This window comes from Buttiauxella sp. BIGb0471, assembly GCF_024807715.1.
Classification (GTDB): domain Bacteria; phylum Pseudomonadota; class Gammaproteobacteria; order Enterobacterales; family Enterobacteriaceae; genus Buttiauxella; species Buttiauxella agrestis.
The window spans coordinates 269,987-283,473 of record NZ_JANUEU010000005.1 but is presented as its reverse complement, the minus strand read 5'-3'; the positions used below and the strand labels follow the sequence as shown (position 1 = coordinate 283,473).

The window sequence follows — 13,487 nt, the reverse complement described above, 5'->3', positions numbered from 1 at the left end:
CGGTTCAGTAATAAGTGAATGTTATATTCGAAGAACACAACGCATATATAACATCTATTATTACAAGGACTTTAAAATCTATGGAAACTCTGGAGTCATTCCTTTCCTCTGTTCAACAACGTGATCCAAACCAACCTGAATTTGCCCAGGCAGTACGCGAAGTCATGACCACGCTCTGGCCGTTCCTGGAGCAAAATCCGCAATACCGCCATTCGGCACTTTTAGAGCGCCTTGTGGAACCTGAACGCGTGATTCAGTTCCGCGTGACCTGGGTTGATGATAAGAATCAAGTGCAGGTAAACCGCGCCTGGCGCGTGCAGTTCAGCTCAGCCATTGGCCCATTTAAAGGAGGAATGCGTTTCCATCCCTCCGTTAACCTTTCGATTCTGAAATTCTTAGGCTTTGAGCAAACCTTCAAAAATGCCCTGACCACGCTGCCAATGGGCGGCGGTAAAGGCGGCAGCGACTTTAACCCGAAAGGCAAAAGCGAAGGCGAGGTGATGCGTTTTTGCCAGGCACTGATGATGGAGTTATATCGCCATCTTGGGCCAGACACTGACGTACCGGCAGGCGATATCGGCGTTGGCGGGCGTGAAGTGGGCTTTATGGCGGGGATGATGAAAAAGCTCTCCAACAATACTGCCTGCGTGTTTACCGGCAAAGGTTTGTCATTCGGCGGCAGCCTGATTCGCCCGGAAGCCACCGGTTACGGGCTGATTTATTTCACCGATGCAATGCTGCAACGCCACGGGCTGGGCTTTGAAGGCATGCGCGTGGCGGTTTCCGGCTCCGGCAACGTTGCGCAATACGCCATCGAAAAAGCGCTGTCATTGGGCGCTCGGGTCGTAACAGCGTCTGACTCCAACGGTACCGTCGTCGATGAAGCGGGCTTTACCACCGAAAAACTGGCGCGTTTGACAGAGATTAAATCCAGCCGCGACGGACGCGTGGCCGATTACGCCCGCGAATTTGGTCTGAAATATCTCGAAGGCCAGCAACCGTGGAGCGTTCCGGTTGATATCGCGCTGCCTTGTGCGACGCAAAATGAGCTGGATACCGAAGCGGCACGCACGCTTATCGCCAACGGCGTGAAAGCGGTGGCTGAAGGCGCAAATATGCCAACCACTATTGAGGCGACGAATCTGTTCCTTGATGCGGGCGTATTGTTTGCACCGGGTAAAGCAGCCAACGCCGGTGGTGTGGCGACATCAGGCCTGGAAATGGCGCAGAATGCGGCACGCCTGGGCTGGAAAGCGGAGAAAGTGGATATTCGCCTGCACCACATCATGCTTGATATTCACGAAGCCTGCGTGAACTACGGCGGCGAAGAGAAACAAACGCATTATGTTCGCGGCGCGAATATTGCGGGCTTTGTAAAAGTGGCCGATGCCATGTTAGGCCAGGGCGTTCTGTAAGTATTTGATGTAAATGGTGGATGACGCTGCGCTTATCCACCCTACGTTTCTTTGCGTAGGTCGGATAAGCGCAGCGTCATCCGACAACTACGTGGCGGGCACGACCTTAATATCTTCCATACCAATCCCCAGCTTACGCGGTTCATGGCCAAGAATATTGCCTTCATTGGATAACTTCGGCTGCGGCGGAATAATTTCCAGCAGATGACTGCGCTCCGGGTTATCAAAATGCAAGGTAGTGGTACTTAATTCTTCGCCAAGCGTGAGCGTCTGCTGCTGGTTTCCGACTTTCACCGGCACTGGCTGGCCAATATTCGGGCCGAACGCTTTAGCCGTAATGACCAGGTCAAATTTCTCTGGCAGCGGTTCGGCGTATTCAATTTTCACTTCCGGTGCCAGATTAGCATTTGACCAGCGCCCCCACTCTTCCGGGCGCGAAATCCCGCTAAATTCTTTGACGTTATCTGGCGCACCCGGCACGTTGAAAATAAAGCTATCGGCCTGATAGCGAATGGCATTTTCATCCACTTTGAGTAACGCGACATTCTTTTTAAAGCGTGTTTTGTCGATATCCTGTCTGGCGAATTCAACCGCATGTTGTTCCTGCTGCTGTTCGATTAAACGCACCGTGGGTTGACCGCCCATTTGCCCCTGAGCCACGCACAGCCCGGTGGAAAGTGCCAGTTTTGAATCCCACAGACGCGCCATTTTAAAACAGCGATCGACCCAAATGAATTTATCGTTTTCTTTAAAGTCAGCAAGTTGATAACGCAGCGGCGCGGAATATTCGCTTTCAGGCAACGGCTCGATTTTTTTATCCAGAATACGCAGCAGCAATGGCATTTTGAAATGTGCGCCAGAGTAGCTGAAGGTATTTTTCTTCTGGTCAATTTCATACTGAGTAATGGTTTTCGGGAAATTCCACAGATCGATAACGTCCGGTTTCCACTCCATCACTTTTTCTTTGACGTTAAGGAATACTGATGCAATCGACTGCCCGGATAAACTGCTGCGCCCTAACCCAAGGTAATTATCACCACCCAGAACATCCAGCACCGTCGCTCCGTTATCCAGAGTGCTGCGTTTAACGGGCACCAAATCAGCCTGCGGTTTATCACCACGGATAATAAAGAACAGGTTATTACGCTCGTGCTGATTGAGGTATTTATATGCAGTATTGTTCATTGCCAGATGGTCAGAACTCACCACAATCACGGTATTTTTAAAATAAGGTGAGGCCTTTATTTTTTCGATAAGGGCGGCAATGTGTTCCTGACTACAGGCCACTGCGCTAAATGACTGGTTTTCTTTGCCGTCAAAATTATAGCTGCGGCGTTTACAGGTTTTTGAGATAAAACCGTCCGGGTGATGAGTATCAACCGTGAGCGTAAACAGCGAGAAACGCTTATTCGCTTTCGACAATTCCACATATTTCTCAAAGACTTCATCCAGTACCGTATCGTCATAAAAACCCCAGTTGTTGCGGTACTGCGGGTCAGCAACCATGGTTTTCAGCTCTTGCGCACCGTACATGTGGTCAAAGCCGTGAGATTGTAAAAAGACGTCTTTGCCTGCAAAGCGTAAATCTGCGCCCTGCATAAAATAGTTTTCATAACCAGACGCTTTCAGGATATCGCCCAGGCAAATATTCTTCGGGAAGAAACTCGATAACGAAGCGGATGAATTCCCTTCGAATGGCGCAAATAATGGAATGCCGCATTGCGAAGCGACCATCCCGGCAATCGTGTAATCGGTGCCCGGTAATTGCACGGTATGGCTGAAATCTATTCCTTCATTTTTAAGTCCGGTTAATTCCGGTGCTAAATCAGGGAATAATTCAGGTTCGAAATAGGTGCGTTCAAGACTTTCGCCATAAATATAAACCAGGTTGAGTTTTGGATTTTTAATCACTCCCTGCGGAACCTGATAATACACAGCGAAGTCGGAATCACCCGAACGCGTTTGTGATTTCACCAGCTCAGTCACCTGACGAAAAGCCGGTGAAGCATCCACCGAGGCCAGCGCCAAAACCAGCGCCAGCAAGCTGTAGCCAAAATGATGCGGATAACCTTTTCGGCGGCGTAAAACCCAGGTCAACGCGCCAAAAACCGCCACCAGCGCAACAAATACCCCCACGCCCGGCAGGATGTATTTACCAATTCCGGCTCCGGTCATGCTGCTGGTCAGCGTGTACAGTACCGCGTCGTTAATCCCTTCACCGGTAAAGTAATTACTGGCAACAAAAGTGACGTTCAGGACAATATAAAGACCCAAAATAAGAAGGATGACGCTAAACCACCAGATATTGCGTCCAGCTTTAGCGGCATACACGGCGATGGCTGCAACAAACAACACAATTGAAAGCATTTCCGACAACGCCTGACCCTCGAAATAAACGCGCTCACTGGCGCAAAGCTGTACTCAGTCATTTCTGAAGGCTAAATCTAACGTTGTTGTCACGTTCCTGCAATTTCCATGACATGAAAGTGTGCTGCATTTCAGAATTGTACGCGTTCTGTTGCTGAGATGAGCCGATGATCAATAGCCAATAGCTATCACAATCATCGTTAATACAACGGTTGGGCAGATTGACCGATGCGCGGCATCAATGATTTAATCCCGCCGCTGTTATGATTTTTTAAAGTGGAATTGTAACGCGCAACAAATATAGACCACCCGGCAACGGGTGGTTTTTTTTTGCCTGTCGCTCAGGTTGTTAGGTTATACCTTTTGATTCGATACAGCCTACCCATTAGAACCAAATGCTTATATTCGGTACCTTTCTCCCATCGCAAAACGGAGGAAGTACAGATGTCTTTAATTAATACAAAAATCAAACCATTCAAAAACAGCGCTTTTAAAAACGGTGAATTCGTTGAAGTTACCGAGCAGGATGTAGAAGGTCGCTGGAGCGTTTTCTTCTTCTATCCAGCTGACTTTACTTTTGTATGCCCAACTGAATTGGGTGATGTTGCTGACCACTACGAAGAATTCCAGAAACTGGGCGTGGATATCTACTCTGTTTCCACCGACACCCATTTCACTCACAAAGCATGGCACAGCAGCTCTGACACTATCGCGAAAATCAAATACGCGATGATCGGCGACCCAACTGGCGCACTGACTCGTAACTTCGAAATCATGCGTGAAGACCAGGGCCTGGCTGACCGCGGCACCTTTATTGTTGACCCACAGGGCATCATTCAGGCTATCGAAGTGACTGCGGAAGGCATTGGCCGTGACGCATCTGACCTGCTGCGCAAAGTGAAAGCCGCTCAGTATGTGGCTTCTCACCCAGGTGAAGTTTGCCCGGCTAAATGGAAAGAAGGCGAAGCGACTCTGTCTCCGTCCTTAGATCTGGTCGGTAAGATCTAAAAAATAATAAGACAATAAACACCTGCAATAAGCAACTTAGTGGTGGGCAGCGCGCAAGCCTGTCCACCCTGCTTTTTCTCGCCAATACAACAGGGAGACACACATGCTCGATATTAATATGAAAACTCAACTCAAAACTTATCTTGAGAAGCTCACCAAACCTGTTGAGTTGATTGCAACACTTGATAACAGCGTCAAGTCTTCTGAATTAGGCGCTCTGTTGGCGGATATTGCGGGATTGTCCGACAAGATTACGTTCACCATTAATAACGATTTGCCGGTGCGCAAACCGTCGTTTTTGATTACCAATCCAGGCTCCGATAAAGGCCCGCGTTTTGCCGGTTCCCCACTCGGCCACGAATTTACTTCTCTGGTTTTAGCTTTGCTGCAAACCGGGGGACACCCGTCGAAAGAGTCGCAGGATTTGCTGGAGCAAATTCGTGAAATCGACGGCGATTTCCATTTTGAAACCTATTACTCGCTCTCCTGCCACAACTGCCCTGACGTGGTGCAGGCGTTGAACCTGATGAGCGTGTTGAACCCACGTATCAGCCACACGGCGATAGATGGCGGCGTTTACCAGAATGAGATTACGGATCGCAATGTCATGGGCGTACCCGCGGTATTCCTGAACGGTAAAGAGTTCGGCCAGGGGCGCATGACGCTGGCTGAAATCGTCAGCAAAATTGATACCGGGGCTGAAAAACGCGCAGCCGAAGCGTTGAATAAACGCGAGGCCTACGATGTGCTGATCGTCGGCAGTGGCCCGGCTGGTGCGGCGGCGGCGGTATACTCCGCGCGTAAAGGCATTCGCACCGGTCTGATGGGCGAGCGTTTCGGCGGCCAGGTTTTAGATACCGTTGATATTGAAAACTACATTTCAGTGCCAAAAACTGAAGGCCAGAAACTGGCTGGCGCACTGAAAGCGCACGTTGATGATTACGACGTTGACGTTATCGACACGCAAAGCGCCAGTAAACTGATCCCGTCGCAAACCGAAGGCGGATTACACCAGATTCAAACGGCCTCGGGCGCAACGCTCAGTGCGCGCAGCATCATCATTGCGACGGGTGCAAAATGGCGCAACATGAATGTGCCGGGCGAAGAACAGTACCGTACTAAAGGCGTGACGTACTGCCCGCACTGCGACGGCCCGCTGTTTAAAGGCAAACGCGTGGCGGTGATTGGCGGCGGCAACTCCGGCGTGGAAGCGGCGATTGACCTGGCGGGTCTTGTTGAACACGTTACTCTGCTGGAATTTGCCCCGGAAATGAAGGCCGACCAGGTCCTGCAGAAGAAACTTCGCAGCCTGAAAAACGTCGATATTATTTTGAATGCCCAAACGCTGGAAGTGAAAGGCGACGGCAGCAAAGTGACCGGATTGCAGTATCAGGATCGTGTGACTCAAAAAGTGCATGATATTGAACTGGCTGGTATTTTCGTGCAAATTGGTCTGCTGCCAAACACAAACTGGCTGGAAGGCAGCGTTGAGCGTAACCGCATGGGTGAAATCATCATTGATGCGAAATGCGAAACCACGGTGAAAGGCGTATTTGCCGCGGGTGACTGCACCACCGTGCCGTACAAACAGATTATTATCGCCACCGGAGAAGGTGCCAAAGCCTCTCTAAGCGCGTTTGATTATCTGATTCGCAATTCTTAAAAGCGGTCTGAAAGGCAATAAACATCATACGTTAACGCAAAAGATCCGGAGAAACATCGCGTTTCTCCGGAGTCATTTTAATTAAACAAGCGCAAAATATAATCCAGAATCAATGACGGAAGCGTAAAGTCAGGGTCGGCAAACGTGACACCGCTCGCACCCAGTTGGGAGAAAATAGGCAGCGTAAGTGCAGGAAGCACACACAACAGCAGGCCATTAATACTGCTGGCAATAACCGCACCACGTAAGCCCCCTGTAGCATTACCAAAAATCGCTGCCGCGCCACCGGTAATAAAGCTGGCCATGATCCCTGGTACGATAATAGGCAAGCCAATGAACGGGAAAATGATGATACAGACCAGTTCAACGGCAAAGCTGATTAAAAAACCAATTAATGTCGCGTTAGGGGCTTTAGTGAATAGCACCATCACATCAACGGCTGGTACCGCACCCGGTGCGAATACACGGGCAAAGCCTTTAAATGCCGGAACAATTTCTGCCGTGAAAAGATTGACCCCTGCTTTTGCCAGATAAAGGCCACAGGCAAAAATAGCTGATTGTTCAAGGACAAAGATAACAACATTCTTATCCCCTGCCCCGGCACCGTAAACCAGGGTCATGGCATCTTTGATTTGCGGTTGAGAAGCGAAAATACAGGAGATGAGCAGCAGAACCAGCATCGTCAGCAATGTGGCAATATTAGGTTCGCGAATAAAATCGAACTTACTGCTGATATTTAAATGTTCAGTATCTGTTTTTTTATTCCCAAACCATTTCCCCATGTATGAACCAATAACATACGAAGTAATCGCCGCATGAGAAATAGCGTATTCATTTGAACCAATTATCTCACGGCTAAACTTGCTGAGTATGAAGGGGGAAACCGCCATATAAGTCCCAATAAGGATTGAAGCGATAATAATCATTTCAGTATTACTGAAACCGAACTGCATCAATACAGCGGTAAAAGCAAAAGCCATAAATAAGACAAGATGCAATGACAGGTAAATATATTTAAAGCGTGTCATTCTTGCCAGTAAGATATTCAGAATCATAGAAAACAATAGAATTAAAGCAGCCGTGGCACCAATTTTATCAATGGTTGCAGCCATGATAGCTTCGTTACTTGGCACGACCCCAACAATATCAAATGCCTTTGAAAACAGAGAACTAAAAGCAGTCAGCACTTTCATTAAAATGCTGCCGCCGACTTTTATCATAGTGAAGCCGATAAAGGACAGAAATGTGCCAGTAATTAATCTTGATATAGATGCCTTTTGAAATAACAAACCCAGAAACGCAACAATAGCGATAATAACCGCCGGTGTTTTCACCAACCCTAAAATTATGTCCATTCTTATTATCCCGTAGGCTATTTATATTAATTTTTTTAAATCTATTTTGACTTACAATAGAAGACATAAAGATATTAGCACCCAAAATGATGGGCAATCCGATAACCAGATCACAAATGAACCATTGTTTTGATTTTAGAGAAATAAGGTGCCATTCAATTGATAATGGTTTATTTTGCTATTGTTAACCAGTGGTTAAAATACCTTGTTCCTGGCCAATAAGTCAGCGTGAACTGCGACTGAGCTCTCAACGAGCCAGCTTAGGGTGTAGCAAGAGATGTGATAATTTTTTTAATATTCTTTCGGCAAATATTTTACCGTTAACAGCCTTCCGCGCTTTATCTCAACATAATCCCCACGGCGTAGTTCACCCAGAATCGCCATGATGGTGCTTCGGGCAAGCTGCGTACGTTCCTGAATAAAGTCCGCCACATTAATATTGCAGCGCATCTCAGGTGCCAGGGTTTGAAGTTCAATTAATTTATTGCGCACCATGACATACGCCGACACACCTACCAAATGCTCTTCACGCAGGGAGTAAATCTGCAAAAACCATGAAAGAATGCTCGCGACCGGTTCCCATAACTGTTGTTGCGTAAAAATGGCAAATGCCTGATCGGCTGGCACAACGCGCGCCGTACAGGTTTCTTCAACCTTTAAGAAACAGCCACCCCGCGGTCTCATACATTCCGCAATGCCAAAAATCAGCTCTCCCCGCCCCGAAGAAAGCACCAAACCGTCAACGCTACGAATAGCGCTGAAATACCCGTCGGCAAATAAATAGAGTGATTTTTCATCTTCCCGAATAGCGTAAATCTCATCACGAGGGTAAAAAACCTGCTCGGTTCCCACCGCGTTAAGCGCCTGACGCAGCAAGGCTATTTCAGTGAGTGGACGAGGGGGATAGAACGAAGGATAGCTGTGCCCGCTGTTTTGATTATTTACCGTATCCATGAATAAACCTTTTTTAATTCTTATCTCCAATATAATAGCTGATAAAAAAAGCGGCCTAAGCCGCTTTCTGTATTATTGAATGAATAAAAATTACTTGCGACGCCAGGTGGTACCCTGCGCACCGTCTTCCAGCACGATACCCATTTCATTGAGGCGGTCACGAGCCTGGTCTGCCAGCGCCCAGTCTTTAGATTGACGCGCATCGTTACGCTGTTTGATAAGCGCTTCGATTTCAGCCACTTCGTTGTCGTCGGACTGCGCACCGCCTTGCAGGAACGTTTCTGGATCTTGCTCGAGTAAGCCCAATACGCCTGAAAGCTGGCGTAACGCCGCCGCCAGGCCATTTGCCGCAGCCAAATCTTCTGTTTTCAGGCGGTTCACTTCACGCGCCATATCAAACAGTACGGAATAGGCTTCCGGCGTATTAAAGTCATCATCCATCGCTTCACGGAAACGTGCTTCAAACGCTTCGCCACCAGCAGGCTGAACATTTGAATCTGTGCCACGCAGTGCAGTGTACAAACGTTCCAGAGAAGTACGCGCCTGTTTCAGGTTTTCTTCGCTGTAGTTCAACTGGCTGCGATAGTGACCGGACATCAGGAAGTAGCGAATGGTTTCCGCATCGTAATATTTCAGCACGTCGCGCACGGTAAAGAAGTTGCCCAGTGATTTGGACATTTTCTCGCGATCGACCATCACCATGCCTGAGTGCATCCAGGTGTTAACGTATTCGCCGCCGTGCGCACAAGTGGACTGCGCGATTTCGTTTTCGTGGTGCGGGAACATCAGGTCTGAACCACCACCGTGAATATCAAAATGGTTGCCGAGCTGTTTGCAGTTCATCGCCGAACATTCGATGTGCCAGCCTGGACGACCCTCACCCCACGGCGACTGCCAGCTTGGCTCGCCCGGTTTGGACATCTTCCACAGCACGAAATCCATCGGATTACGTTTAACGTTCGCTTCGACTTCAACACGAGCGCCAGCTTGCAGTTGATCCAGATCCTGACGCGAAAGCTTGCCGTAATCCGCGTCGGTTTCCACGGAGAACATCACGTCGCCATTGCTGGCAACATAGGCGTGATTACGCTCGATAAGCTGTTCAACAATTTCGATGATGTCTGGGATATGTTTGGTGGCGCGAGGCTCGCTGTCCGGGCGCAAAATGTTCAGCGCGTCGAAATCGGTGTGCATTTCAGCCACCATGCGATCGACCAGCGCCACAAAATCTTCGCCGTTTTCGTTAGCGCGTTTGATAATTTTGTCGTCGATATCAGTAATGTTGCGCACGTATTTCAGCTTATAGCCGATAAAACGCAGGTAACGCGCAACCACATCGAAAGCAACAAAAGTACGGCCATGTCCGATATGACACAAATCGTAAACGGTGATACCACACACGTACATGCCAACCTCTCCGGCATGAATAGGTTTGAATTCCTCTTTTTGGCGACTCATTGTATTGAAGATTTTTAACATCAGGGGATTCCATGTAAGTGTGTCGAAATGGTGCAATTGGCTATATTAAACCATAATTTTACCCAGAGTCAGTGTGCTTTGCGAGGATATAGCTTACTGACTCACAGTGTACAGTTATGCTATAACAACCACCTTGTGTGGCGGCACCGTCTGCCGGAACACTGTCTGACTAAATATAGGATGCACAGCATGGTTACTTTTCATACTAATCACGGCGATATCGTAATCAAAACTTTTGATGATAAAGCGCCAGAAACTGTTAAAAACTTCCTCGAGTACTGCCGCGAAGGTTTCTACGCCAACACCATTTTCCACCGTGTGATCAACGGTTTTATGATCCAGGGCGGCGGTTTTGAACCGGGTATGAAGCAGAAAGAAACCAAAGACACCATTCAAAACGAAGCGAATAATGGCCTGAAAAATACCAAGGGCACGCTGGCAATGGCTCGTACCCAGGCGCCACATTCTGCAAGCTCCCAGTTCTTCATTAACGTAGCGGATAACGATTTCCTGAACTTCAGCAGCGAAAGCATGCAAGGTTGGGGTTATTGCGTATTTGCCGAAGTGGTTGAAGGCATGGACGTAGTAGAGAAAATCAAAGGCGTGTCCACGGGTCGCAGCGGTATGCACCAGGACGTTCCTAAAGAAGACGTGGTTATCACTAGCGTAACCGTAAGCGAATAATTCGCCCGATGGCGATGACGCTTTTTATCGCAGATTTACATCTGTGTTCAGAAGAACCGGCGATCACCGCCGGTTTTCTGCGTTTTCTGGCAGGCCGCGCTCGGGAAGCAGACGCGCTCTATATCCTTGGCGACCTGTTTGAAGCCTGGATTGGCGACGACGATCCGGAACCGCTGCACCGCCAAATCGCGTTAGCGATCAAAGACCTGGTGGATTCTGGCGTGCCTTGCTTCTTTATTCATGGCAACCGGGATTTCCTGCTTGGCAAACGCTTTGCCCGTTTAAGCGGCATGACGCTGCTGCCAGAAGAAAAAATCGTTGAACTGTATGGCCGCAAAATATTGCTGCTGCACGGCGACACGCTGTGTACTGACGACCACGGTTATCAGGCATTTCGCAAAAAAGTCCATCAGCCCTGGCTGCAATGGTTATTCCTCGCCCTACCGCTGTTTATCCGCAGACGCGTCGCCGCCAAAATGCGTGCTGACAGCAAAGCCTCAAATAGCAGTAAATCCATGGCAATTATGGATGTGAACCCGCACGCGGTTATCGACGCCCTCGAACGCCATCAGGTGCAATGGATGATCCACGGTCATACCCATCGCCCGGAAATTCATCCGATTTCAGCCAATGGTAAACCCGCGTTTCGCTGCGTGCTTGGCGCATGGCACACGCAGGGATCGATGATTAAAGTCACTGCCGAAGACGTAGAGTTAATTCCTTTCTCCTTTTAAACAAAATCACCTCTTTTTGCCGTTTTGTTAACCACGCAACCGTTTTCCTTGCTCTATGTTCATGGTATTCTCTGAGCCCTTCTGACCGACCGAGCCACGTTCGGTGATGTTTGCATACCCACAGGAGTTTTGAGACGCATGTCCTCCAACCAGACCCCAGCGCGTATCGCCATTGTCATGGGTTCCAAAAGTGACTGGGCTACCATGCAGTTTGCCGCAGAAATCCTCACCGCCCTTGATGTCCCGCACCATGTAGAAGTGGTTTCCGCACACCGTACTCCCGATAAACTGTTCAGTTTTGCCGAACAAGCAAGCGACAACGGTTTGCAGGTGATTATTGCTGGTGCAGGCGGAGCGGCACATTTGCCGGGCATGATTGCGGCGAAAACTCTGGTCCCCGTGCTGGGCGTGCCCGTTCAAAGTGCGGCATTAAGCGGCGTAGACAGTCTCTATTCTATTGTGCAAATGCCGCGTGGTATTCCCGTCGGCACGCTGGCGATTGGCAAAGCAGGTGCTGCGAATGCCGCGCTGCTGGCCGCTCAAATTCTTGCCCTGCATGACAGCGGCTTGCATCAGCGCCTGCAAGCGTGGCGTCAAAGTCAGACTGACGAAGTGCTGGAAAACCCGGATCCACGGGGTGATGCATGAAACGCGTCTGCGTATTAGGTAATGGTCAATTAGGCAGAATGCTGCGCCAGGCGGGTGAACCGCTGGGCATCGCCGTGTATCCGGTTGGCCTTGATGCCGAACCTGAAGCTGTGCCATTTGCACAAAGTGTTATCACCGCAGAAATTGAGCGCTGGCCTGAAACCGCCCTCACCCGCGAATTAGCGCGTCATAACGCATTTGTGAATCGCGATGTTTTCCCGATTATTGCCGACCGTCTGACACAAAAGCAGCTATTCGATAAGCTCGAACTGGCCACCGCACCGTGGCAACTGCTCTCTGGCCGTGATGAATGGGCGGGTGTTTTCGAAAACCTCGGTGAGTTAGCCATTGTGAAACGCCGCGTTGGCGGTTACGACGGGCGCGGGCAGTGGCGTTTACGCAGCCATGAAACCGATCAGTTGCCCGAAGACTGCTATGGCGAGTGCATCGTTGAGCAAGGGATTAACTTCTCGGGTGAAGTTTCGTTAGTAGGCGCTCGCGGTCACGATGGCACAACCGTGTTTTATCCGCTGACGCACAATCTGCATCAGGACGGCATTCTGCGCACCAGCGTGGTCTTCCCACAGGCCAACATTGAGCAGCAGCAACAGGCTGAAGCCATGCTTTCGGCGATTTTGCACGAGCTGAATTATGTTGGCGTGATGGCGATGGAGTGCTTTATCACTCCCGCCGGATTGCTGATTAACGAGCTTGCGCCGCGCGTACATAACAGCGGGCACTGGACGCAAAACGGCGCATCCATCAGTCAGTTTGAACTGCATCTGCGGGCGATTGTGGAACTGCCACTGCCGCAACCGGTAGTGAACTCGCCTTCAGTGATGGTCAATCTTATCGGCACCGACCTGAATTACGACTGGCTGAAACTGCCGCTGGTTCATTTACACTGGTACGATAAAGAAGTGCGCGAAGGTCGCAAAGTGGGCCATCTCAACCTGAACGACAGCGATATCGGCAGACTGAGCGCTTCTCTCGAGGCACTGGTACCGTTGCTTCCAGCGGAATACGCCAGCGGCATTGCCTGGGCGCAAAGCAAGTTCTAAACACAGCGGCGGGTGGCATTTTTGCTCACCCGCTCTGCCCCTCATATTCCCCAGCCTTTCTTTTCTATACGCGAAAGCGCACAATCCACGGCGTTTCTGGCCTCACTCGCTCTAAGGTT

The 13,487-nt window shown here is 49.5% G+C and carries 11 protein-coding genes; 7 read left to right on the top strand and 4 right to left on the bottom strand.

Annotated features, from left to right (window positions below; translation table 11 throughout):
- The first annotated feature begins 80 nt into the window (after positions 1-80).
- Positions 81-1,415 (top strand): NADP-specific glutamate dehydrogenase, encoded by a 1,335-nt coding sequence (gene gdhA, locus M2371_RS17145; RefSeq protein ID WP_172895323.1) that lies wholly within the window; start codon positions 81-83, stop codon positions 1,413-1,415.
- Between the two features lie 87 nt (positions 1,416-1,502).
- On the opposite strand, the gene opgB is transcribed toward gdhA, so the two are convergent.
- Positions 1,503-3,791 carry a phosphatidylglycerol--membrane-oligosaccharide glycerophosphotransferase gene (gene opgB / locus M2371_RS17140; RefSeq protein ID WP_172895324.1) on the bottom strand — a complete coding sequence of 763 codons (2,289 nt, stop codon included), beginning with the start codon at positions 3,789-3,791 and terminating at the stop codon, positions 1,503-1,505.
- A gap of 435 nt (positions 3,792-4,226) precedes the next feature.
- Here opgB and ahpC point away from each other — a divergent pair, with 435 nt between their 5' ends.
- Entirely contained in the window at positions 4,227-4,790 is a 564-nt protein-coding gene (gene ahpC / locus M2371_RS17135; RefSeq protein ID WP_034493804.1) for an alkyl hydroperoxide reductase subunit C, read from the top strand.
- Positions 4,791-4,893: 103 nt separating this feature from the next.
- Complete coding sequence (gene ahpF, locus M2371_RS17130; protein WP_259268264.1) at positions 4,894-6,453, top strand: alkyl hydroperoxide reductase subunit F; 1,560 nt, start codon at positions 4,894-4,896, stop codon at positions 6,451-6,453.
- A 77-nt stretch (positions 6,454-6,530) separates the two neighbouring features.
- Here ahpF and M2371_RS17125 read toward each other — a convergent pair whose 3' ends face one another.
- From M2371_RS17125 to cysS, 3 genes are all read right to left on the bottom strand, one after another.
- Positions 6,531-7,808: a PTS ascorbate transporter subunit IIC gene (locus M2371_RS17125; RefSeq protein ID WP_259268263.1), complete on the bottom strand. Its 1,278-nt coding sequence runs from the start codon at positions 7,806-7,808 to the stop codon at positions 6,531-6,533.
- A gap of 291 nt (positions 7,809-8,099) precedes the next feature.
- Positions 8,100-8,762, bottom strand: coding sequence for a helix-turn-helix domain-containing protein (locus M2371_RS17120; RefSeq protein WP_259268262.1), 663 nt, complete (start codon positions 8,760-8,762; stop codon positions 8,100-8,102).
- Between the two features lie 90 nt (positions 8,763-8,852).
- Positions 8,853-10,241 carry a cysteine--tRNA ligase gene (gene cysS, locus M2371_RS17115; protein ID WP_259268261.1) on the bottom strand — a complete coding sequence of 463 codons (1,389 nt, stop codon included), beginning with the start codon at positions 10,239-10,241 and terminating at the stop codon, positions 8,853-8,855.
- A 189-nt stretch (positions 10,242-10,430) separates the two neighbouring features.
- On the opposite strand from cysS, the gene ppiB reads away from it, so the two are divergent.
- The 4 genes from ppiB (at position 10,431) to purK (ending at position 13,368) form a co-directional block, all read left to right on the top strand.
- A complete protein-coding gene (ppiB, locus tag M2371_RS17110; protein ID WP_034493843.1) occupies positions 10,431-10,925 on the top strand; it encodes a peptidylprolyl isomerase B in 495 nt (164 codons plus the stop codon).
- Between the two features lie 14 nt (positions 10,926-10,939).
- A complete protein-coding gene (lpxH, locus tag M2371_RS17105; protein ID WP_172896167.1) occupies positions 10,940-11,659 on the top strand; it encodes a UDP-2,3-diacylglucosamine diphosphatase in 720 nt (239 codons plus the stop codon).
- A 138-nt stretch (positions 11,660-11,797) separates the two neighbouring features.
- A complete protein-coding gene (purE, locus tag M2371_RS17100; RefSeq protein ID WP_172895329.1) occupies positions 11,798-12,307 on the top strand; it encodes a 5-(carboxyamino)imidazole ribonucleotide mutase in 510 nt (169 codons plus the stop codon).
- A complete protein-coding gene (gene purK / locus M2371_RS17095; RefSeq protein WP_259268260.1) occupies positions 12,304-13,368 on the top strand; it encodes a 5-(carboxyamino)imidazole ribonucleotide synthase in 1,065 nt (354 codons plus the stop codon). The genes purE and purK overlap by 4 nt, the downstream gene beginning before the upstream one ends.
- Positions 13,369-13,487 lie beyond the last annotated feature (119 nt).